The organism is Pseudomonas sp. NPDC087814 (genome assembly GCF_044742865.1).
Taxonomy (GTDB): Bacteria; Pseudomonadota; Gammaproteobacteria; order Pseudomonadales; family Pseudomonadaceae; genus Aquipseudomonas.
The window spans coordinates 42,512-63,341 of sequence record NZ_JBIUVK010000035.1 but is presented as its reverse complement, the minus strand read 5'-3'; the positions used below and the strand labels follow the sequence as shown (position 1 = coordinate 63,341).

The following is a 20,830-nucleotide window of genomic DNA, read 5'->3' as shown; positions in this document are numbered from 1 at the left end:
CCCCCCCCCCCCCCCCCCCCCCCCCCCCCCCCCCCCCCCCCCCCCCCCCCCCCCCCCCCCCCCCCCCCCCCCCCCCCCCCCCCCCCCCCCCCCCCACGGGTCTTCAGGGGCGGTCAGATATCGGCGCTGACTTGCGTTGCGTCCGGGCAAGTCTGCTGGCCATTATCCAGGCCTTGCTTGTAGTTGCGGCTGAGCAGCGAGGCCTTGCCGTTGTGCCAGGTCAGGGTCAACACATACAAGCTATCGAAATCGCTGCCGGACCAATCGTCGGTAATCACATGTTTTTCACCGACGGCCTCGCTTGCCACCTTGTTGATCAAGTCCGGCAGATACCCATGGGACCAGGCAGTGTAGATGACGGCGTTGTGGTATTTGTCTTCCACCAGTTCGTCAGCGAGGGCGCTGGTGTCATTGGCCGAGAACTTGATGTTGACCGGCAACCCGAGCTTGATCGCGCTGGGGCTGATGGTCATCAACGGGCGGATGTAGCTGTAGGAGTTGTCTTTCTCGCCTTCCTCGACATTGCGGGTCGGGTTGGGTGCGAACACGTAGTTGGCCTTGCCGAATTTTTCCGGCAGCACGGTGGCCAGGTTCATCGCACGGTTAAGCCCCTGGCAGTTGAGTTGGCCGAGGCCCCCGGCAGGTTTCTCGCCATGGCGCAGGAACACCAGGGTTTGCACGCCGTCGACCGGCTGGGCGCGGCTGACCCGCGATTCCAGGCTAAGGCCGACCGCGGCGCTCACCAGCAATACCGGCAGCAGGATGTAGGCGTAGCGTTTGAAGCGTTTCGCAAGACACAGAGGCTTGTAGGTCATGATGGTTCTAAGTCTCGGTGCAGGGATTCAGGGCAAGCAAGCCCAGCCATCGGGCGCTCTTTAAGAGTTCCCCAAGGCAGTTTGGTTCGTTTCGCGGGGGAGATGGGGCGGCATCCTTGCCGTGTGCAGGAGATTAACCCGCCGATGTTGCTGAATTAAGACGGATGCACGATAGGCACCGAACCACTACTCTCCTACTTTTATCAGGAGTCCCATGATGAACTCACTTTCAGACTTCCCCATCACCGCCAAATGGCCGGCCCGGCATCCCGAGCGTCTGCAGCTGTATTCGTTGCCCACGCCCAACGGGGTCAAGGTGTCGATCATGCTCGAGGAAATCGGCCTGCCCTACGAGGCGCACAAGGTCAGTTTCGAGACCCAGGACCAGCTTTCCAGCGAGTTCCTGTCGCTGAACCCCAACAACAAGATTCCGGCGATCATCGACCCCAATGGCCCGAGCGGCCAGGCGCTGGGGCTGTTCGAGTCGGGCGCGATCCTGATCTACCTCGCCGAGAAGAGCGGTGAATTGCTTCCCGAAGACCCGGCGATGCGTTACGAGACGATCCAGTGGCTGATGTTCCAGATGGCCGGTATCGGACCGATGTTCGGCCAGGTGGGGTTCTTCAACAAATTCGCCGGCGCGGCCTATGAAGACAAGCGCCCGCGCGATCGCTACGTCGCCGAGTCGCGCCGCTTGCTGGAGGTGCTGGAAAAGCGCCTGTTGGGCCGCACCTGGATCATGGGTGACGAGTACAGCATCGCCGATATCGCCACCTTCCCGTGGGTTCGCAACCTGATCGGCTTCTATGAGTCTGGCGACCTGGTGGGTATTACCGACTTCCCGAACGTACTGCGGGCCCTGGACGGGTTCGTCGCCCGGCCGGCGGTGATCCGTGGCTTGAACATCCCAGCATAAGGACCGGCATGGCTTCTTTCGACTTCAAACAACTGGACGTTTTCAGCAGTGTGGCCGTCAAGGGCAACCCGTTGGCCGTGGTGCTGGGCGCCGACAGCCTGAGCGACCAGCAGATGGCGGATTTCGCCAACTGGACCAACCTCAGCGAAACCACCTTCCTGCTCAAGCCCCGTGATCCACGAGCGGACTACCGCGTAAGGATCTTCACGACCCTCAAGGAGTTGCCGTTTGCCGGCCATCCGACCCTGGGCAGTTGCCATGCCTGGTTGCTGGCCGGTGGCCAACCCGCTGGGGAGGAGATCATCCAGGAGTGTGAGATCGGCCTGGTGCGCATCCGCCGCCAGGGCGATGAACTGGCGTTTATCGCGCCACCGTTGCTGCGTTCCGGCCCGCTGGAAGCTGAATTGGTCGAGCGCGTGCGTCGGGCCCTGGCCCTTGAACCCGGTGCGATTTTGCGCAGCCAGTGGGTGGATAACGGCGCGGGCTGGCTGGCGGTGATGCTGGCGGATCGCGAGCAGGTACTGGCACTGCGGCCGGACTATTCGCAGTTGCAGGGCTTGGCCGTGGGCGTGATCGCCCCGTGGAATCCCGAGCGGGATGGCGATGAGGCGCAGTTTGAGGTGCGGGCCTTTATTGCCGGCGACGGCGCTCCGGAAGATCCGGCCACCGGCAGCCTGAACGCCGGTGTCGCCCAGTGGTTGCTGGGCGAGGGTTTGGCGCCCAGTTGCTATGTGGTCAGCCAGGGCACCGCCATGGGCCGCGCCGGGCGAATCCGCGTTGAACACAGCGGCGAGGAAATCTGGGTCGGCGGCGCGGTTGCCGTTTGCATTGAAGGCCGTCTACAGCTCTAGATCAATGCAATTGTTACCAAGCCTGCAATAAACTGTTCCGCACTTGGCGTTTGTGCTCTGCGGTGCACGAGGCATAAGCTTTCGCCCCAAAGATTTTTGGCCTGCCTTTTTTCAGGAGCATCAATGTCCAGCCAGTTCCCCGAAGCCCGTCCACGCCGCCTGCGCCGCTCCCCGGAGTTGCGTGGCCTGTTCCAGGAAAGCGAATTCACCCTCAATGACCTGGTGCTGCCGATCTTCGTTGAAGAAGAAATCGACGACTTCGTGCCGATCACCAGCATGCCCGGGGTGCAGCGCATTCCCGAGTCGAAGCTGGCCGGCGAGATCGAACGCTATGCCAAAGCCGGGATCAAGTCGGTGATGACCTTCGGCGTGTCCCACCACCTGGACGCCTCGGGCAGTGACACCTGGCAAGAGCGTGGCCTGGTGTCGCGCATGTCCTCGATCATCAAGGATGCGGTGCCGGAAATGATCGTGATGTCCGATACCTGTTTCTGCGAATACACCGACCACGGCCATTGCGGCGTGATGCACGGCGCCGAAGTCGACAACGACCGCACCCTGGTCAACCTTGGCAAGCAAGCTGTGGCTGCCGCTCGTGCCGGTGCCGATGTGATCGCGCCGTCTGCCGCGATGGACGGGCAGGTCCAGGCCATTCGCCGGGCCCTGGATGAAGCAGGCTTCAGCCATATCCCGATCATGGCCTATTCCACCAAGTTCGCCTCGGCCCTCTACGGCCCGTTCCGCGAAGCCGGCGGCAGCGCGCTGAAGGGCGATCGCAAGAGCTACCAGATGAACCCGATGAACCGCCGCGAAGCGGTGCGCGAATCGTTGCTGGATGAGCAGGAAGGTGCGGACGCGCTGATGGTCAAGCCGGCCGGCGCGTACCTGGACATCATCCGCGACATCCGCGAAGCCTCGCGTTTGCCGGTGGCGGCGTACCAGGTCAGCGGCGAGTACGCGATGATCAAGTTCGGCGCCCAGGCGGGCGCGATCGACGAAGCCCGCGTAGTGCGGGAAACCCTGGGCTCGATCAAGCGCGCCGGTGCGGACTTGATCTTCACCTACTTCGCGATGGACCTGGCACTCGCCGGGATCTAAGTAACCTGTGGCGAGGGAGCTTGCTCCCGCTGGGGCGCGCAGCGGCCCTGAAAATGGGCCTGCTGCGCAGTCCAGCGGGAGCAAGCTCCCTCGCCACAAGAAGGCTGTTCGCGGCTGCTTGCAACTTAGCGCTGGGCAAACGCCAGGTTCAGCCCCAACCCCGCAAACGCCGCTGCAAAACTGCGGCGCAGCCAGTTCTGTACACGTGGCGATTCGATCACCGCGCGGCGGAACACATTGGCCAGCAGGCCATAAATCACAAACACCGCAAACGTCATCGCCATGAATACACTGCTCAGCAACAGCATTTGCAGGGCCGGTGCGCCCGCGCCCGGGGTGACGAATTGCGGCAGGAACGCCAGGAAGAAAATCGTCAGCTTGGGGTTCAGAATATTCAGCAACAGGCCCCGCACCATCAGGCTGCGGGCGCTGGAAAGCGTCGGTGTGTCGTTCATGGCAAAGGCCGTTCGGTCCCGCCAGGTGGCGTAGGCGAGGTACAGCAAGTAGGCGGCCCCGGCATACTTGAGGGCTTCGAACGCCAGGGCGCTGGTATGCAGCAGGGCGGACAGCCCAAGCACGGAGGCCAACAAGTGCGGAACGATCCCGGCGGTACAGCCCAGCGCGGCGAACACACTGGCGCGCTTGCCGGCGGTCAGTCCGGTGGACACGGTGAAGATCACGCCGGTGCCGGGAATGAGCACGACGATCAGGCAGGTGATCAGGAAGTTCAGGCTAAGCATGGCATTCAAACTCCTTGTAGGAACGACGGGTGCCTGATCCTTTCACGTCCTGGTTTTTTTGGCGAGAGCAGCAGGTCGGCGAACCCCGGTTAGACTTACCGGTCGATATCTGCCAAGACTGGCCCATTGTCGCCCAAGGAAGCCCCATGCGTTCATCTCGCCTCATCCTGTGCCTTACCACCTTATTGGTACTGGCCGGCTGCTCCAGCCAGCGCACCCAGCAACTGCCGGAGCGCAGCGAAGCCGAGGTGAAAGCGCAGATCGTGCGACTGATGCCGGCCAGCGTGCCGGATCGTGGCGGCTGGGCCCAGGACATCTACACCGCCTTCAACACGCAGAAAATCTACCCTGGTACGGAGAACATCTGCGCGGTATTGGCCGTGACCGAGCAGGAGTCCACCTATCAGGTTGACCCGCCGGTACCGAACATGGGCAAGATCGCCCAGGACGAAATCCTGCGGCGCGCCGCTAAAGTCCATGTGCCGGCGGTATTGGTGCGCACGGCACTGCAACTGCGCTCGCCCACCGGCAAGTCCTACGCCGAGCGCTTGAACGCTGCGCGCACCGAGCGGGATTTGAGTGGAATCTTTGACGACTTCATCAGTGTCGTGCCCTTGGGCAATACGCTGTTTGGCGGCTTCAACCCGGTGCATACCGCAGGCCCGATGCAGGTCAGCATCGACTTTGCACAAAAGCAGGCCCGGGATTATCCCTACACCGTGGATGGCAGCATCCGCCGGGAAGTGTTTACCCGCCGAGGCGGCATGTACTTTGGCATCACCCATCTGCTGGGCTACCCGGTGCACTACGACCAGATGCTGTACCGCTTCGCCGATTTCAACGCGGGTTGGTACGCCAGCCGCAATGCGGCATTCCAGGCGGCTGTCAGCCGGGTCTCGGGTACCACGCTGGCGCTGGACGGCGACTTGATCAACTACGGCTCGTTCCTGCCAGGCACCACCGAGCTGGCAGTGCGCTCACTGGGCAAGGCGCTGGACATGCGCAACCCGAGCATCCGCAGCCAGCTGGAACAGGGCGAGCGCCTGGATTTTGAAGACACCACCCTGTACCAGCGGGTGTTCGCCCTGGCCGACAAGGCCGCCGGCAAACCGGTGCCGCGGGCGATCCTGCCGGGCATCGTGCTGAAAAGCCCGAAGATCACCCGCAACCTCACCACGGCCTGGTTTGCCAAGCGCGTGGATGAGCGTTATCAGCGCTGCATGAAGCGTTAGGCTTATCACCGGGGATTTACCGGGCTGATGTTGATGGTCCGGATGGCTGCGGTGGGATACACCTCCAGTCTTGTCCCCAAGGAAGAACCTGACATGACTGCCCATGCCATCCCCGAAGGCTTTACCCCACTGCGTCGCAGCAGCCCACTCCTGGACCTGCTTGGCCCGGTGTATAGCCGAGGTGAAGGCTTGCAGCTGGAAATCGGCCTGCGCGCCGACAACCGCCACGCCAACGGACGCGGCACCGTGCACGGTGGCGTGCTGGCCACCCTGGCGGATGTGGGCATGGGCTACGCCATGGCGTTTTCCAGCGAGCCGCCGCTGCCGTTGATCACGGCGAGCATGACCCTGGATTATCTCGGCGCGGTGCAGGTAGGGGAGTGGGTCGAGGTGCGTCTGGAGCATCACAAGCGCGGGCGGCAGATGGCGTTTGCCACGGTCAGCGTGCAGGTCGGGGAGAAGGTGGTGGTGCGGGCAAATGCGGTGTTTGCGGTGCCCCAGGCGCGGGACTGACCGATAAAGAAAAGGCCCGGTTTTCGTGGAACCGGGCCTTTTCCATGTTGCTCTTTGAAATCAGCTGCGTTCAAGGGCCAGGGCTACACCTTGCCCGCCACCGATGCACAGGGTGGCCAGGCCTTTCTTGGCGTCACGCTTGATCATTTCATGCAGCAGGGTCACCAGCACACGGCAGCCTGACGCGCCAATCGGGTGGCCGATGGCAATCGCGCCGCCGTTGACGTTGACTTTGGCCGCGTCCCATTCCAGCTCTTTGCCCACCGCCAGTGACTGCGCGGCAAAGGCTTCGTTGGCTTCGATCAGGTCCAGGTCGCCCAGGCTCCAGCCGGCCTTGTCCAGGCAGCGGCGGGTGGCCGATACCGGGCCAATGCCCATGATCGCGGGATCGACGCCGGCGTTGGCGTAGCTGGCGATTCGGGCCAGCACTGGCAAGCCGAGCGCCTTGGCTTTGTCCGCGCTCATCAGCAGCACGGCAGCCGCGCCGTCGTTGAGGCTGGATGCGTTGCCGGCGGTGACGGTGCCGTCTTTCTTGAAGGCCGGCTTGAGCTTGGCCAGGGATTCGGCGGTGGTGCCCGCCCGTGGCTGTTCGTCCACGGCGAAGGCCACCGGGTCGCCCTTGCGCTGGGGAATCAGGATCGGCGTGATCTCATCGCTGAAACGCCCGGCTTCAATGGCCGCTGTGGCTTTTTGCTGGGAGGCGGCGGCGAAGGCGTCCTGGGCTTCACGGCTGATGCCGTACTTGTCCACCAGGTTCTCGGCGGTGATACCCATGTGGTAGTCGTTGAACGCATCCCACAGACCGTCTGTGATCATGCTGTCGATCATCTTCGCATGGCCCATGCGCAGGCCAGTGCGGGCGGCCGGCAATACGTACGGGGCCAGGCTCATGTTCTCCATGCCGCCGGCGATGATTACCTCGGCATCGCCGCAACGGATCGCTTGTGCGCCCAGGTGCAGGGCCTTGAGCCCCGAGCCGCAGACCTTGTTCAGGGTCAGCGCCGGCACGGCGTGGGGCAGGCCAGCGAGGATCGAGGCCTGGCGGGCCGGGTTCTGGCCGCTGCCGGCGGTGAGCACCTGGCCAAGGATCACTTCATCCACGAGTGCCGGGTCGATGCCGGTCTGCTCCAGCAGGCGACGAATCACCGCAGCCCCCAGCTCCGGGGCCGGGATGCTTGCCAGCGAACCTTGGAAGCTGCCCACGGCGGTGCGGGTGGCAGCAACAATCACGACGTCTTGCATGGAATCTGTCCTCACTGGAAGTGCATTTCTGGAACGTGGTCCGGGACGATCAGTTTACCGGCTGTCTTGCTGACGATCTCTTCAACACTGACGCCAGGTGCGCGTTCCTTGAGGACAAAAGCGCCATTTTCGATTTCCAGGTAGGCCAGGTCCGTCAGCACGCGCTTGATGCAGTTGGCGCCGGTCAGCGGCAGGCTGCATTGGCTCAGCAACTTGGACTCACCGTCCTTGGACGCGTGGGTCATGATCACGATGATGTTCTCGGCACCGGCCACCAGGTCCATCGCGCCGCCCATGCCCTTGACCAGCTTGCCGGGGATCATCCACGAGGCGATGTTGCCCTGTACATCGACCTCAAACGCGCCGAGCACGGTCAGGTCGACATGGCCGCCGCGAATCATCGCGAAGGATTCGGCCGAGGAGAAGATCGACGCGCCAATGCGCGCGGTGACGGTCTGTTTGCCGGCGTTGATCATGTCGGCATCGATGGTTTCTTCAGTAGGAAACGGACCCATGCCCAGCAGGCCGTTTTCCGACTGCAGCATGACCTCCATGCCTTCTGGGATGTAGTTGGCCACCAGGGTCGGAATGCCGATGCCGAGGTTGACGTAGAAACCGTCCTGCATTTCGCGGGCGACGCGTTGAGCCATTTGTTCGCGGGTAAGAGCCATTTTTTGTCTCCTTATTATCTGGGCTGGTGGATTATTTGCGGAGGGTGCGCTGTTCGATGCGCTTCTCGAAGGTGCCGCAAATGATCCGGTCGACGTAGATCCCTGGGGTGTGGATATGCGCCGGGTCCAGCTCGCCCGGTTCGACGATTTCTTCGACTTCGACCACGGTGATCCTGCCGGCGGTGGCGGCCAGCGGGTTGAAGTTCTGGGCGGTATGGCGATAGATCACATTGCCGAAGTGGTCGGCTTTCCAGCCTTTGACGATGGCGAAGTCGCCGGTGATGGATTCTTCCATCAGGTACGGGCGACCGTTGAACTCGCGGGTTTCCTTGCCTTCAGCGACTGGCGTGCCGACGCCGGTGGCGGTGAAGAAGGCCGGGATGCCGGCACCGCCTGCGCGCAGTTTTTCGGCGAGGGTGCCTTGGGGCGTCAGGACCACTTCGATTTCGCCGCTGAGCAGTTGCTTCTCGAACAGGGCGTTTTCACCGACGTAGGACGCGAAGACCTTGCTGATCTGCTTGCCTTCCAGCAGCAGGCCCAGGCCGAAGCCGTCGACGCCGCAGTTGTTGGAGACCACGGTCAGGTTGCGGGTGCCTTTGCGCTTGATTTCGGCAATGAGGTTTTCCGGGATGCCGCACAGGCCAAAACCACCGGCAAGAACCGTCATGCCATCTTCCAGGCCTGCCAGCGCCTCTTCATAGGACGCCACGCGTTTATCAAAACCTGCCATATGCACCTCTTTTATTGTTTGTGGGCCAGCCATATGAACCGAGTGTTGCGCCGACGGATTGATTTGTTAAGTTGTTTTTTAAGGTTGATTGATTTAAAAAACAGCATAGTCCTCAGCCATCGGAGACGCTTCATGACAGTTAAACAGATGCGTGCCTTTCTTGCCGTGGCCCAGACCCTGAGCTTTGCGGCCGCCTGTGAGCGTTTGCATCTTTCCCAGTCGGCCTTGAGCCTGACCATCAAAGGCCTGGAAGAAGGCCTGGGCGGGCGCCTGTTCAGCCGCAATACGCGCAATGTCGCGCTGACTCCCGAAGGAGAATCGCTACTGCCCCTGGCCCGGCGCCTGATCGCCGATTGGGACAATGCCGAGGATGAGTTGCGCCAGCGTTTCACCCTGCAGCGCGGGCGGGTAACGGTGGCGGCGATGCCGTCGTTTGCCGGAAACCTGCTGCCACCGATCCTGAAGATTTTTCGCGCGCGCTATCCTCAGGTCAACGTAACGGTGAATGACGTGATCAACGAGCAGGTGCTGGAAATGGTCCGCGATCGCCAAGTGGAGTTGGGCGTGGCGTTTGAACCGTCGGAAAGCTCATCGCTGGTGTTCACCCCGCTGTATGTGGACCGCTTTGTGGCGGTGGTGCCCGGTGACTCGCCATTGGCACGCCGCTCCGATATCGCCTGGCACACCTTGCTGGAACAACCCTTCATCACCTTGCAGCGCCCGTCCACGGTACGAGTGATGCTTGAAGAACACCTGAAGGCGCTGGACCTGAAGCTGCCCGTAGCCCTGGAGAGCCATCAACTGGCGACGGTGGGCAAGATGGTTGCCAGTGGCTTGGGCGTGAGTGCAGTGCCGGCGTTGTGTGCACGCCAAATGCAGGAAGCAGGCGCCCATTGCATCACCTTGAGCGATCCGGTGATCGAACGGCCGATTGGTGTACTGACCAAGCCCGGCCACGAACTTTCAGCGGCGGCCCAGGCCATGTTTGATATTTTTTGCGATGAAGCGGGGAAGGGGCGTTTCCCGGCGTTGTTGCAATAACCGTCGGCCATAAAAAAGCCTGCTCGTTTTAAGCGAGCAGGCTTAAGTGATAAGTGCGTAGTTATCAGCAGTATCTGTCGATCACCTTAACTTGCGAATGGCCTTTAAGGTTCTGCCACTCGGTATTAAGTGTATGGAAGACCTGCTCGATAAAGTTGCGATCGGCGGCGGCTTTCTTGCCGACATAACCCTGGCCGCGGCGGTACATCTTCAGGCGCGCTGCCAGTTCACGGTTATTCCTGTCGAACTCTTCTTCCACGGTGTGGGGCGCCAGGCAGTCAATATGGACCTGGCCCGATTTACCAATCCAAAGGATATGGTCGTCGAGCGTGTCTTTCTGCGCTGCGAACATCTCAGCCAATTCATCGATAGTTGGTTGGTTGTTCAGATTCATGTGTAAGCCCCTTGACCAGTTGGCGATCTCTAGTTGATCCGTTAAAACTACTAAGTTGTCTCCGGCTCAGAAAACCGGGCGTCAGCGACTGTCTGCCGAATACGGGCAGGGTCTTGAACCGATGCATGTAGTCTTGCTGATGACCTGCTACGCAATGGTTTCATAACGAAGACAAGCAGCGTTTGAGCTCCTTGTACCGATCCTTTCGGGCCGGTCAGCTTCATCAATCTGCCTTGTGGGCAGTGCACATCCGGAAAAAACAGCTCGGCGGTCAGACGAGCTTGTTCAAAACGCGTGTTACCAACGCTCCCGATCCGGGAGACGCTTGAATCATGCAATTACAAAACGGTTACGTCAACGATTATGTAGTGATTATTTTTGAGCACTACATAAATCCTTGCAGGGCGGGGGTGTGAGCGGAAAACATGACTTGGGCGTCACTTTTCGTGCGGGCAGGTCGCGGGATCCGGGGGCTTTTTGTGGCGAGGGAGCTTGCTCCCGCTGGGGTGCGAAGCGCCCCCACCAGGCTGACTGCGGTTCTGCAGGAATCATTCGGTTGTCGGTTTTGGGGCTGCTGCGCAGCCCAGCGGGAGCAAGCTCCCTCGCCACAGAAAAGCAGGATTGGGCTATCCCAGGCGTTCTGCCAGCAACGGCAACAAACGTTCGCAGGAGGCTTCGATCTTGAGTTGCAGCAACTCATCGCCCCGTGTCTTGCCCAGATTGATGGAAATCACGGGCTTGCCTTGCTCGACCATCGCCTTGCACAACCGAAACGCTGAATACGCCATCAGCGACGAACCCACCACCAGCAATCCTTCTGCGTCATCCACCGCCGCCATCGCCTTGGCTGCCGTGCCCTGGGCGACGTTCTCGCCGAAAAACACCACGTCCGGTTTCAACCGTTGCCCGCCGCAGTGGGGGCAGCGGGGCACCTGAAAACGTCCTTCAAAGGCCGGGTCCAGCAGGGTGTCACCGTCGGGGGCTTGAACAGCATCCACACCCGCCAGGTACGGATTCTCCGCTTCCATTCGGCGCTGGATCAGGTCCCGTTCGCTGGTCTGCTGGCAATCCAGACATAGCACCCGGTGAAGGCTGCCGTGGAGTTCGATCACATCATGGCTGCCAGCCTGGTCGTGCAGGGTGTCGACGTTCTGGGTGATCAGCCCGGTAATGCGCTGGCGTTGCTGCAGAGTGGCCAGGGCGATATGCGCCGCGTTCGGCTGCGCGACACGCACCCTCGGCCAGCCGAGCATCGCCCGCGCCCAGTAGCGGCGGCGCGCCTGCGGGGTTGCCAGGAACTCCTGGTACATCATCGGTGCCTTGCCCCGGCGCACGCCTTCGCTGTCGCGATAATCGGGAATCCCCGAAGAGGTGCTGATACCCGCACCGGTCAGCACCAGGAAGCGCCGTTCGGCCATGGCCCGGTGCAGGTTGTCGAGCTGGTTATCGACTTGATGTTGCAGGGTATCGAGCATGGGGTCCCCAATGATTATTCGCCGCGAATGTACTGCTCCAGCTGTTTGATCAGGTCGGCCTGTTCGGCAATCGCTTCCTTGACCAGGTCGCCGATGGACAGCAGGCCAAGGAGCTCGCCGTTCTCCACCACAGGCAGGTGCCGCAGATGTCGGTCAGTCATGATCGTCATGCACGTCTCGACAGTCTGGTGAGTGTCGACGGTGATCACCGGTGAATTCATGATCTCGTGGGCTTTGGTCGTCACCGAAGACAATCCATGGAGGATGACCTTACGGGCATAGTCTCGTTCACTGATGATGCCCACCACCTTGCCGTCCTGGAGCACTGGCAAGGCCCCGACGTTTTTCGAAGCCATCACGATCAAGGCCTCAAATACCGTATGGTCGTGGGGGATGGTGTGGACTTGATGGTTATGCTGGTCTTTGGACTTCAGCACTTGGGCAACGGTTTTCATGGAGGCCACTCCGGTGTTGTTATTGTTGGGAGGTTAGCAGGCCCTACAGAATCCTGGATGGCCTGCAGCAGGGCAAGGTCCAAAGCGGCATACATCCCGTCGAAAAACGTCATTGTCGCGATTTCTTAGTGCTTCTCAGCCCTTGTTTGCCGGTTTCGCCGCCCGCTTCGGGCTGGTGGCCGTCTTGCGCTTGGCCGGTTTGCGTTTGTTTTTCCACGGTGTGGCACCCCGTCCTGCCGGGCTGGCCGGACCGCTGATGGTCAGACGCATGCCGGTGCAGCGGGTGACTTGCTTGCTCATCCACGCCGCCTGTTTGGCAACGAACTCTTCCAGGCTCATCTCACCGCTTTGCACCATGTCCAACGCCTGTTCCCAGATGGCCGTGGTGCCGGGGTCGGCGATTGCCCGTGGCACTGCATCAATCAGGCTGAACGCGGCAGGCGTTGCCGACAGCGCCTTGCCGTTTTTCACCAGGTAACCGCGATCCAGCAGGCCCTGGATGATCCCGGCGCGGGTGGCTTCGGTGCCGATCCCGGTGGTGTCCTTGAGCTTTTGCTTGAGCAGCGGGTCTTCCACCAGCTTGGCGACGTTTTTCATCGCCTTGATCAGGTCGCCTTCGGTGAAGGGTTTGGGTGGCTGGGTCCACAGGTCCTTGAGGTTGACCTTGGCCACGGCGTAGTCCTGCCCCTGAACCAGTTTTGGCAAGGACTGCGGCGCAGGTGCTTCACGGCCCTTGGCCGGTGCCAATGCTTCCGGCAATGCGCGTTTCCAGCCCGGCTCGACGATGACTTTACCGACAGCCCGCAAGGCTTCACCGGCACAATCGAAATCTGCCTGGGTACGGTCGTACTCGTGGTTGGGCAGGAACTGCGCGAGATAGCGGGCGCGAATCAAGGTGTAGACGGCGCGATGCTTGCCCGTCAATTGCCCGACATCCTTGCCGGCGCCGGTGGGAATGATGCCGTGGTGAGCGCTGACCTTGGCGTCGTTCCAGGCCCGGGAGCGCCGCTTCGGGTCGATGTGTGGCATCAATTCATTCACCGCCGGATCGGCCCGCCCCAGCGCCGCGAGGATTTTCGGAGCGTCGCCGTGCTGGCTAAGGGGCAGGTAGCCGCAATCGCTGCGCGGGTAAGTAATCACTTTGTGGGTTTCGTAGAGCGACTGCGCAACATCCAGGGTTTCCTGAGCGCCGAGGCCGAGTTTTTTCGAGCAGACTTCCTGCAAGGTGCCGAGGTCGAAGGGCAGGGGCGCCACGTCGCGCATCCGCTCGGTACGCAGTTTGACCAGTCGCGCACTGGCGGCGTTGCTCATGGCATTGGCGGCGTCCCGGGCAAGCTGCGGATTTAGGCAACGGCCCTGATCATCACAGGCGTCTTCGGTCGCGCGCCACTGCGCCGTAAAGGTGATGTCGTCGTGGAGCAGATCCACATCGATGGCCCAATAAGCGAGGGGTACAAAGTCGGCAATGCTGCGGTCCCGGTCCACTACCAGGCGCAAGGTCGGGGTTTGCACACGGCCGACCGGCAACACGCCCTGGTAGCCGGACTGTTGGCCCAGCAGGGTAAACAGGCGGCTCATGTTCATCCCGATCAGCCAGTCGGCACGGGAGCGGCCAAGGGCCGAATGGTAGAGGCTGAAGGTTTCAGCACCGGGCTTCAACGAGGCCAGGGCCTTGCGGATCGACGCGTCGTCGAGCGCCGAGAGCCATAGCCGCTGGATGGGGCCGCGATAACGGCAATGCTCCACCAGCTCACGGGCGATCATCTCGCCCTCACGGTCGGCATCGGTGGCGATCACCAGTTCCTGGGCTTCCCCCAGCAGACGCTTGACCGCCTTGAACTGGCTGGCAGTCTTGGGCTTGACCAGCATCTTCCACTTTTCGGGGATGATCGGCAGGTCGGCCAGCACCCAGCGCTTGTACTTGGCGTCGTAGCTGTCGGGCGGGGCGGTTTCCAGCAGGTGGCCGATGCACCAGGTCACCGTCACGCCTGAACCCAGCCAACAACCGTCGCCACGCCGGGTCGCGCCGAGCACGGCGGCGATATCCTTGGCCTGGGACGGTTTTTCACAGAGGAACAGCCGCATGGTCACCACATTCGCTACGCAATTGAATGGGGAGCAGGATGAGCAATAAATCAGAATTGGGCAACTTTTATCTGGATGGATATACAGCAATTTGTGTGTCTGGTGCTAAACCCAATGTGGGAGCGGGCTTGCTCGCGAACGCGGTGTATCAGTCAACCTATCCGGCGACTGACACCCCGCTTTCGCGAGCAAGCCCGCTCCCACACTGAAACTCCAGCGTCGGCCGGATCGACGTTTAGTTATTGTCGATATCGACGTTCTTGGTTTCTTTCAGGCAAATCAGCCCCACGATCAGGCTCACCCCGGTAATGACCACCGGGTACCACAGCCCATAGAAAATATCCCCGGTGTACACCACCAGCGCAAACGACACCGTCGGCAGGAAGCCACCAAACCAGCCATTCCCGATGTGGTATGGCAGCGACAGCGAGGTGTAGCGGATGCGTGTCGGGAACAGCTCCACCATCAGCGCTGCCAGCGGGCCGTAGCACATGGCGGCGATCAGGATCAGCGCGACGATCAGCACCACCACCATGGTTTTGTTGACCTGGGCCACATCAGCCGATTGCGGATAACCCGCCAGGGTCACCGCGCCTTTCAGGGCGGCTTCGTCGTAACCGTCGATACGCACATCACCCACGCTCACCTGCACCGCGCTGCCCGCCGGGGCGGCCGCGCTTTCGTACGGCAGGCCCTGTTTCACCAGGAAGGTCTTGACCTTGTCGCAGGGGCTGTCAAAACGCGCCTTGCCCACCGGGTCGAACTGGAAGGTGCAGGTGGCCGGGTCTGCCAATACGGTGATCGGCGACTGGCGGCTGGCGTGGTCCATCGCCGGGTTGGTGTAGTGCGCCAGGCCCTTGAAGATCGGGAAGTACAGCGCGGTGGCCAGCAGCAGGCCGACCATCAACACCGGCTTGCGTCCCAGCTTGTCCGAAAGCCAGCCGAAGAAGATGAAGAACGGCGCACCAATCACCACGCTGATGATCAGCAGCATGTTGGCCAGTGCCGGATCCATCTTCAAAAACTGTGTGAGGAAGAACAGCACATAAAACTGCGCGGCATAGAACGTCACTGCCTGGCCGGCGTTGATGCTGAACAGCGCAATCAGCACGATCTTGAGGTTTTCCCATTTGCCGAACGACTCGCGGATCGGCGACTTGCTGGCCTTGCCTTCCTCTTTCATTTTCAGGAACGCCGGCGACTCGTGCAGGCTCATGCGGATCCAGGTGGAGATACCCAGCAGCACGATCGACAGCAGGAACGGCAGGCGCCAGCCCCACACTTCGAATTGGTCGCCGGTGAAGTAACGGCACGCCAGCACCACCAGCAGCGACAGCAACAGGCCGAGGGTCGCGGTGGATTGAATCCAGCTGGTGTGGAAGCCGCGTTTGCCCGCCGGGGCGTGCTCGGCCACATAGGTGGCTGCGCCGCCGTACTCGCCGCCCAGCGCCAGGCCCTGGAGCATGCGCAGCGCGACGAGGATGATCGGTGCGGCAATGCCGATGCTCGAATAGGTCGGCAGCAGGCCGACGCAGAAAGTCGCCAGGCCCATCAGGATGATGGTGGCGAGGAAGGTGTACTTGCGCCCGATCATGTCACCCAGCCGACCGAACACCAGCGCGCCGAACGGGCGCACCACAAAGCCGGCGGCGAAGGCCATCAGGGCAAAGATAAACGCCGTGGTGTCGTTGACCCCGGCAAAGAACTGCTTGCTGATTACCGCCGCGAGTGCGCCATAGAGGAAGAAGTCATACCACTCGAACACCGTCCCGAGGGAGGAGGCGAAGATGACTTTCTGTGTGTCGTTGCTGTCTCGCGCCTTGGTGGCGGAGCCCAGGGGTTGAGCGTGTTCTGACATTTGGGTAGCCCTCACAGTGATTATTTATTGTTGTTCCACTGTCGGCGCCACATCGGCGCCGCTATTCCCCTGTAGGAGCCCGGCTTGCCGGCGATGGCGCTCTCAAGCTGAAAACGCCATCGCCGGCAAGCCGGGCTCCCGCAGGTCAAGCCGGTAAGGTCAGTTCTTTCTCCGGGGCGAGGCTCCTTGTGTTCGGCGAAAGGATAAGCTGCGCGGCTTTTTCCGCGATCATCAGCGTCGGTGAGCAGGTGTTGCCTGAAGTGATGCGTGGCATGACCGACGCGTCGGCGATGCGCAGGCCGGGAACCCCGTGCACTCGCAGTTGGGCGTCGACCACCGCGTCCTTGTCGCTGCCCATGCGGCAGGTGCCCACCGGATGGAAAATCGTGGTGCCAATGCGGGCGGCGGCTTCCTGCAGTTGTTCGTCCGTCTGCAGTTCTGCGCCGGGCAGGTACTCCACCGGGTTGAATTGCTTCAGGGCCGGCGCCGAGACGATGCGTCGGGTCAGGCGAATGGCGTCGGCGGCCACCCGCAGGTCTTCCGGATGGCTGAGGTAGTTGGGGCGGATCAGCGGTGCGTCTGCCGGGTTGGCCGAGCGAATGTCGATGCGGCCACGGCTTTGCGGGCGCAAGTCGCACACCGAAGCGGTGAAGGCCGGGAACCCGTGCAGTGGTTCGCCAAAGCGCTCCAGGGACAGCGGTTGCACGTGGTATTCGAGGTTGGCCGACGTCTGCTCCGGCCCGGAACGGGCGAACGCGCCAAGCTGGCTGGGGGCCATGGACAACGGGCCGCTGCGGTCGTACAGGTAGCGCAGGCCCATGCCCATCTTGCCCCACACGGTGCCGGCGATCTGGTTCAGGGTGCGGGCGTTTTCCAGCTTGTAGATCAGGCGCAGTTGCAGGTGATCCTGCAGGTTGCCGCCCACGCCGGGTAACTCGTGCAGCACATCGATGCCCAAAGGCTTGAGCACGCTGGAGGGGCCGATACCGGAGCGTTGCAGGATGCCGGGCGAACCGACGGAGCCGGCGCACAGGATGATTTCCTTGCGCGCCCGCCACGTGACTGGCTGGCCATGCTGGCGAGCAACCACCGCCGCCGCACGGCCGTTCTCCAGGAGTACGCGGTCGACTTCAACCTCGGTCATCACCGTCAGGTTGGGCCGCTGGCGGATCGGTTTGAGAAACGCCTTGGCCGCATTCCAGCGCACGCCGGATTTCTGATTGACCTGGAAATAGCCACAGCCTTCGTTGTCGCCCTGGTTGAAGTCGCTGATGCTGTCGATACCGCTTTGCTGCGCCGCGTCACGAAACGCATCGAGGATCGGCCAGTGCAGGCGCTGTTGCTCAACCCGCCATTCACCGCCGTCACTGTGAAATTGCGAGGCACCGGCAAAATGGTTTTCGCTCTGCTTGAACAGCGGCAGCACATCCTTCCAGGCCCAGCCGGGATTGTCCTCGGCCCAGCCGTCGTAATCCCGGGCCTGGCCGCGCATGTAGATCATGCCGTTGATGGACGAGCACCCGCCCAGCACCTTGCCGCGCGGGTAGCTCAGCGCTCGGCCTTGCAGGCCTTCCTGGGCTTCGGTCTTGAAGCACCAGTCGGTGCGTGGGTTGCCGATGCAGAACAGGTAGCCGACGGGAATATGGATCCAGGGGTAGTTATCGCGACCGCCTGCTTCAAGCAGCAACACGCGATGGGCAGGGTTGGCAGACAGTCGATTGGCCAGCAGGCAGCCCGCCGGGCCGGCGCCTACCACCACGTAATCGTATTCAGCAGCTGCAGAATGCATCTGTGACCTCGCTTGTTTTTCTTATTGGTCCCATCCTAGTTGTTAGTTTTCGTCTTAAAAATGTTAGTTTTTACCCAGCTGCTGTGCGTTTTTAGACAACGCTGCTGTTCAGGGGAAGAAGGGGAAGGCATGTTCGACTGGAATGATCTGCGGTTCTTTCTTGAGTTACAGCGTAGCGGGCGCTTGCTCACGGCGGCGCAACGCCTGAAAACCACCCACGCCACCGTGGCCCGGCACATCGAGGCCATCGAGAAAAGCCTGGGCACTGCGCTGTTCGTGCAGCACGCCCAGGGTTACGAACTCACGCCCTCCGGCGAAGCCCTGCTCAAACATGCCGAAGCCATGGAAAACGTGGCGCTGCTGGCCGAAGAAGAACTGACTCATTCCGCCGCGCCCCTGGGCAAGATCCGCCTGGGGGTGGCCGAGGGTTTGGGCGTGATGTTCCTGGCCAGTCGCATGGGCGGCCTGTTCGAACGCTACCCGGGCCTGGAAGTGGAACTGCTGGCAGTGCCACGGTTTGTCAGCATCCTCAACCGCGAAGCGGAAATCAGCATCCACCTCGAACGCCCCAGCGTCGACCAACTGGTGACTCGCAAACTCACCGACTACCGCCTGGCGCTCTACGCCAGCCGCAGCTACCTGGACCGCACACCGCCGATTGAAAAACGCGAGGACCTGGCGGTGCACGCCTGGATCGATTACGTCGACGATTTACTGTTCAGCCAGGAACTGAAATTCCTCAGCAGTTTCTGCCGCAACCCCAAAGTGGTGTTCCACAGCACCAGCGTGATCGCCCAGCACCAGGCGGCGCGCTCGGGGTTGGGAATTGCCGTATTGCCCTGCTTCATGGCGGCGAGCGACCCGGACCTGGTGCCGCTGCTACCGGCGGAGAGCATCCAGCGCAGCTATTGGATCAGCTCCCGGCGCGAGTTGCACAAGTCGGTAAGGTTGCGGGTGTTGTGGGATTACCTGGTGGAACTCTGCGCGCGGGAGCAAGGGGTTTTGCTGGGGGAGGGTTAGAGCTTCACCACCTGATGCACCTGCTCACCACAGGCACGGATCTCCTTGATCATCTTTTCAAACGGCGCGCTGACAATTTCATCGTGGGTCAGCCAGCGTATTTTCTGCGTCAGGACGTAGTGATAACGCCAGTCGCCCTTGACGCGCTCACCCGTCAGGTCCAGGTCGTACCACGGCGAGCGTACCTGGCAAGCCTTGATGTCCTTGTCGATCTGCCCACCCGACAGTGTGATGGTGTAATCCAGCGTCTCGGGGTTGCCTATGTACAAGTCGGCCAGTTGCCCATTGCGGCGGTAGTTGAGCAGACCGTCCCATTTCTCTTGCAGCAAGGCATCGTTGTAGACGTGGTCGTTGCCCAGCGGTTCCAGGGGCCGCATGTCCGTCAGCGTGGCGCTGACCTTGTAGCTGGCCGGGATCAAGAAGGCGGTGGCGGGGCGCTCGACCTGGCAGTCGGTGATCTGTTTGCCGAAATTGTCGCAGATGTTCTGGTCGCTGGCGGTGGCGCCTTGCTGGCGGTCGGCGACGCTCAGTTGCATCAGCGGCATGCCGCGAAAATCAACGGTGGCCGAGACCCGGGCGGTGCCCTGGGCGTCGAAGCGCTCCTGTTTGTCGAGGATCAACGTGGCGGCGGCGGGTTGCAGCGGGATGTGTTCTTCACGTACCTGGCCCTCGGCGTTGGTCACCAGCACCCAGCGGTCCTGGATGTCGGGCAGGGTCTGGCCGGGGGCGAAGATCGGGTTGGTCGGGTCCAGCCACCACACCTGGCCATCGACTTCGGCGCGGACGATGGCGTGGTTCGGCGCGCCGGTACCGGGAATCAGCAGCGGGTTAACCACATCGCCGCGGCTGACCCAGGCCGGTTCGGCCTTGATCCCGCTGGCCTTGAGCATGGCCGCCAGCAGCGTCGAAAGGTCTTTGCAGTCGCCGTAGCCGTGCTGTTCGATCTCGGCCAGGCTGAAGGGTACGTAGCCGCGATCCGAGGCGCGCCAGTCGCCCAGGTAACGGTAGTGGTCGTTGATGTGCTGCATCAGGCCGGCCACCTGTTGTGCCGGTGGCAAGCCGCGAACGGCGGCCACGGCGGCGGCGCCCTGGGGCGGCAGCTTGGCGCCGAGGATCTGGTTGTAGCGTTCGGCAAAGCCGCCGAAGTACTGCTGGCGATCCAGGGAGCTGCCGACTTCGATACGCGGGGCGTGGCGTATGTAGGCGTTGGCGGATTCGTTGATGTAGCTGAGGTAGGTCGGGGCCTTTTGCACCACGTCCAGGGTCTTGCGATTGGCCGATGGCGTAATGCTGAAACCCTCCATCAATTCGCTGCGCCACTCGATCGGCCGCTCGGCGGTGAAGCGTGCCTTGAAGTGGTCGCGCCGTGCGGCGTTGGGGCCGAACTGCAAGGCGTAGTAGAACTCGGTCATCAGCGGTTTGGCCGGGTGATGTTCGCGCACCGTGTAGCGGATTTGCGTGCCGACCCGCAGGTTGGGAAACGCCAGCGAGGTCTGTTTTTCCCGGGAGAAACCCTGGTCCGGGTTGGGGGCGGTGCGGGTGTCGATTTGCGTCGGGTCCAGGGGCACAGGTTTGCCGCCGGGCTGGGTGGACTCGGCCTTGATCAGTTCGAAGCCGTCTTCTTCCTGGTAGCTGAAGTCGATCCGCGAGAGCATTTCGCGGCCGCTTGGCTTGAGGATGGTGTAGTGAAAGCGGGTAGTGCAGTCGACGCTGGCGTCGCGGTTGAAGTGGCAATGCAGCTCGGTGTCGCTGGCCAGTGGGGCTTCGGCCATTGGTTGCAGGGCGGCAAGCGCGCTGTGACTGGCAAGCCCCCAGCTGATGCAGATCAGGGGACGGTAAAACGAAAAACGGAGCATGGGCGCCTCAGGTGGAACATTGACACAAGTACCCTAGGGGTACCGAGAA

General features: G+C 61.9%; 19 protein-coding genes. 7 read left to right on the top strand and 12 right to left on the bottom strand.

The window, feature by feature from the left end:
* Positions 1-113: 113 nt before the first annotated feature.
* Positions 114-815 carry a histidine phosphatase family protein gene (locus ACIOMR_RS22075; RefSeq protein WP_219405804.1) on the bottom strand — a complete coding sequence of 234 codons (702 nt, stop codon included), beginning with the start codon at positions 813-815 and terminating at the stop codon, positions 114-116.
* Between the two features lie 217 nt (positions 816-1,032).
* Between ACIOMR_RS22075 and ACIOMR_RS22070 the strand changes: the two genes are divergently transcribed.
* The 3 genes from ACIOMR_RS22070 to hemB all read left to right on the top strand — a co-directional run bounded on the left by ACIOMR_RS22070 (position 1,033) and on the right by hemB (position 3,680).
* On the top strand, positions 1,033-1,731 hold the full coding sequence (locus ACIOMR_RS22070) for a glutathione S-transferase N-terminal domain-containing protein (protein WP_008435902.1): 699 nt from the start codon (positions 1,033-1,035) through the stop codon (positions 1,729-1,731).
* A gap of 8 nt (positions 1,732-1,739) precedes the next feature.
* Positions 1,740-2,582 carry a PhzF family phenazine biosynthesis protein gene (locus tag ACIOMR_RS22065; protein WP_401196378.1) on the top strand — a complete coding sequence of 281 codons (843 nt, stop codon included), beginning with the start codon at positions 1,740-1,742 and terminating at the stop codon, positions 2,580-2,582.
* Between the two features lie 123 nt (positions 2,583-2,705).
* Positions 2,706-3,680: a porphobilinogen synthase gene (hemB, locus tag ACIOMR_RS22060; RefSeq protein ID WP_003211635.1), complete on the top strand. Its 975-nt coding sequence runs from the start codon at positions 2,706-2,708 to the stop codon at positions 3,678-3,680.
* Positions 3,681-3,805: 125 nt separating this feature from the next.
* On the opposite strand, the gene ACIOMR_RS22055 is transcribed toward hemB, so the two are convergent.
* Entirely contained in the window at positions 3,806-4,420 is a 615-nt protein-coding gene (locus ACIOMR_RS22055) for a LysE family translocator (protein WP_307519466.1), read from the bottom strand.
* 146 nt (positions 4,421-4,566) lie between these two features.
* On the opposite strand from ACIOMR_RS22055, the gene ACIOMR_RS22050 reads away from it, so the two are divergent.
* Positions 4,567-5,652: a DUF1615 domain-containing protein gene (locus ACIOMR_RS22050; protein WP_177067209.1), complete on the top strand. Its 1,086-nt coding sequence runs from the start codon at positions 4,567-4,569 to the stop codon at positions 5,650-5,652.
* Positions 5,653-5,745: 93 nt separating this feature from the next.
* Positions 5,746-6,165 carry a PaaI family thioesterase gene (locus ACIOMR_RS22045; protein ID WP_003211628.1) on the top strand — a complete coding sequence of 140 codons (420 nt, stop codon included), beginning with the start codon at positions 5,746-5,748 and terminating at the stop codon, positions 6,163-6,165.
* 60 nt (positions 6,166-6,225) lie between these two features.
* Here the strand turns inward: ACIOMR_RS22045 and ACIOMR_RS22040 are convergent, their stop codons facing one another.
* Genes ACIOMR_RS22040 through ACIOMR_RS22030 form a run of 3 tightly spaced genes read right to left on the bottom strand, consistent with a single transcriptional unit; the run spans position 6,226 to position 8,808 of the window.
* Positions 6,226-7,407, bottom strand: a complete 1,182-nt coding sequence (locus ACIOMR_RS22040; RefSeq protein WP_003211627.1) for an acetyl-CoA C-acetyltransferase — start codon at positions 7,405-7,407, stop codon at positions 6,226-6,228.
* Between the two features lie 11 nt (positions 7,408-7,418).
* Positions 7,419-8,078 (bottom strand): CoA transferase subunit B, encoded by a 660-nt coding sequence (locus ACIOMR_RS22035; RefSeq protein WP_003211625.1) that lies wholly within the window; start codon positions 8,076-8,078, stop codon positions 7,419-7,421.
* Positions 8,079-8,109: 31 nt separating this feature from the next.
* On the bottom strand, positions 8,110-8,808 hold the full coding sequence (locus tag ACIOMR_RS22030; protein WP_008435892.1) for a CoA transferase subunit A: 699 nt from the start codon (positions 8,806-8,808) through the stop codon (positions 8,110-8,112).
* 132 nt (positions 8,809-8,940) lie between these two features.
* Between ACIOMR_RS22030 and ACIOMR_RS22025 the strand changes: the two genes are divergently transcribed.
* Positions 8,941-9,849, top strand: coding sequence for a LysR family transcriptional regulator (locus ACIOMR_RS22025; RefSeq protein ID WP_023658941.1), 909 nt, complete (start codon positions 8,941-8,943; stop codon positions 9,847-9,849).
* A gap of 64 nt (positions 9,850-9,913) precedes the next feature.
* Here the strand turns inward: ACIOMR_RS22025 and ACIOMR_RS22020 are convergent, their stop codons facing one another.
* The 6 genes from ACIOMR_RS22020 to ACIOMR_RS21995 form a co-directional block, all read right to left on the bottom strand.
* A complete protein-coding gene (locus tag ACIOMR_RS22020) occupies positions 9,914-10,243 on the bottom strand; it encodes a hypothetical protein (protein WP_003211618.1) in 330 nt (109 codons plus the stop codon).
* 626 nt (positions 10,244-10,869) lie between these two features.
* Positions 10,870-11,718: an NAD-dependent protein deacetylase gene (locus ACIOMR_RS22015; protein ID WP_401196371.1), complete on the bottom strand. Its 849-nt coding sequence runs from the start codon at positions 11,716-11,718 to the stop codon at positions 10,870-10,872.
* A 14-nt stretch (positions 11,719-11,732) separates the two neighbouring features.
* Complete coding sequence (locus ACIOMR_RS22010; protein WP_003211614.1) at positions 11,733-12,173, bottom strand: CBS domain-containing protein; 441 nt, start codon at positions 12,171-12,173, stop codon at positions 11,733-11,735.
* A gap of 135 nt (positions 12,174-12,308) precedes the next feature.
* Entirely contained in the window at positions 12,309-14,258 is a 1,950-nt protein-coding gene (locus ACIOMR_RS22005) for a DNA topoisomerase III (protein WP_401196368.1), read from the bottom strand.
* A 235-nt stretch (positions 14,259-14,493) separates the two neighbouring features.
* Positions 14,494-16,116 (bottom strand): MFS transporter, encoded by a 1,623-nt coding sequence (locus ACIOMR_RS22000; RefSeq protein WP_008435879.1) that lies wholly within the window; start codon positions 16,114-16,116, stop codon positions 14,494-14,496.
* 145 nt (positions 16,117-16,261) lie between these two features.
* A complete protein-coding gene (locus ACIOMR_RS21995) occupies positions 16,262-17,905 on the bottom strand; it encodes a GMC family oxidoreductase (RefSeq protein WP_177019728.1) in 1,644 nt (547 codons plus the stop codon).
* A 129-nt stretch (positions 17,906-18,034) separates the two neighbouring features.
* On the opposite strand from ACIOMR_RS21995, the gene ACIOMR_RS21990 reads away from it, so the two are divergent.
* Positions 18,035-18,925, top strand: coding sequence for a LysR family transcriptional regulator (locus tag ACIOMR_RS21990; RefSeq protein WP_003211603.1), 891 nt, complete (start codon positions 18,035-18,037; stop codon positions 18,923-18,925).
* Here the strand turns inward: ACIOMR_RS21990 and ACIOMR_RS21985 are convergent.
* Positions 18,922-20,781, bottom strand: a complete 1,860-nt coding sequence (locus ACIOMR_RS21985; protein ID WP_401196364.1) for a DUF3857 domain-containing transglutaminase family protein — start codon at positions 20,779-20,781, stop codon at positions 18,922-18,924. The genes ACIOMR_RS21990 and ACIOMR_RS21985 overlap by 4 nt on opposite strands.
* Between the last annotated feature and the right edge of the window lie 49 nt (positions 20,782-20,830).

Bases quoted from the DNA above. Each gene is read 5' to 3' on its own strand.
- ACIOMR_RS22065 (WP_401196378.1), top strand. From the start codon at position 1,740: ATGGCTTCTTTCGACTTCAAACAACTGGACGTTTTCAGCAGTGTGGCC.
- ACIOMR_RS22050 (WP_177067209.1), top strand. From the start codon at position 4,567: ATGCGTTCATCTCGCCTCATCCTGTGCCTTACCACCTTATTGGTACTG.
- ACIOMR_RS22020 (WP_003211618.1), bottom strand. From the start codon at position 10,243: ATGAATCTGAACAACCAACCAACTATCGATGAATTGGCTGAGATGTTC.
- hemB (WP_003211635.1), top strand. From the start codon at position 2,706: ATGTCCAGCCAGTTCCCCGAAGCCCGTCCACGCCGCCTGCGCCGCTCC.
- ACIOMR_RS22005 (WP_401196368.1), bottom strand. From the start codon at position 14,258: ATGCGGCTGTTCCTCTGTGAAAAACCGTCCCAGGCCAAGGATATCGCC.
- ACIOMR_RS21995 (WP_177019728.1), bottom strand. From the start codon at position 17,905: ATGCATTCTGCAGCTGCTGAATACGATTACGTGGTGGTAGGCGCCGGC.
- ACIOMR_RS22075 (WP_219405804.1), bottom strand. From the start codon at position 815: ATGACCTACAAGCCTCTGTGTCTTGCGAAACGCTTCAAACGCTACGCC.
- ACIOMR_RS22070 (WP_008435902.1), top strand. From the start codon at position 1,033: ATGAACTCACTTTCAGACTTCCCCATCACCGCCAAATGGCCGGCCCGG.
- ACIOMR_RS22025 (WP_023658941.1), top strand. From the start codon at position 8,941: ATGACAGTTAAACAGATGCGTGCCTTTCTTGCCGTGGCCCAGACCCTG.
- ACIOMR_RS21985 (WP_401196364.1), bottom strand. From the start codon at position 20,781: ATGCTCCGTTTTTCGTTTTACCGTCCCCTGATCTGCATCAGCTGGGGG.
- ACIOMR_RS21990 (WP_003211603.1), top strand. From the start codon at position 18,035: ATGTTCGACTGGAATGATCTGCGGTTCTTTCTTGAGTTACAGCGTAGC.
- ACIOMR_RS22035 (WP_003211625.1), bottom strand. From the start codon at position 8,078: ATGGCTCTTACCCGCGAACAAATGGCTCAACGCGTCGCCCGCGAAATG.
- ACIOMR_RS22055 (WP_307519466.1), bottom strand. From the start codon at position 4,420: ATGCTTAGCCTGAACTTCCTGATCACCTGCCTGATCGTCGTGCTCATT.
- ACIOMR_RS22030 (WP_008435892.1), bottom strand. From the start codon at position 8,808: ATGGCAGGTTTTGATAAACGCGTGGCGTCCTATGAAGAGGCGCTGGCA.
- ACIOMR_RS22040 (WP_003211627.1), bottom strand. From the start codon at position 7,407: ATGCAAGACGTCGTGATTGTTGCTGCCACCCGCACCGCCGTGGGCAGC.
- ACIOMR_RS22000 (WP_008435879.1), bottom strand. From the start codon at position 16,116: ATGTCAGAACACGCTCAACCCCTGGGCTCCGCCACCAAGGCGCGAGAC.
- ACIOMR_RS22045 (WP_003211628.1), top strand. From the start codon at position 5,746: ATGACTGCCCATGCCATCCCCGAAGGCTTTACCCCACTGCGTCGCAGC.
- ACIOMR_RS22010 (WP_003211614.1), bottom strand. From the start codon at position 12,173: ATGAAAACCGTTGCCCAAGTGCTGAAGTCCAAAGACCAGCATAACCAT.
- ACIOMR_RS22015 (WP_401196371.1), bottom strand. From the start codon at position 11,718: ATGCTCGATACCCTGCAACATCAAGTCGATAACCAGCTCGACAACCTG.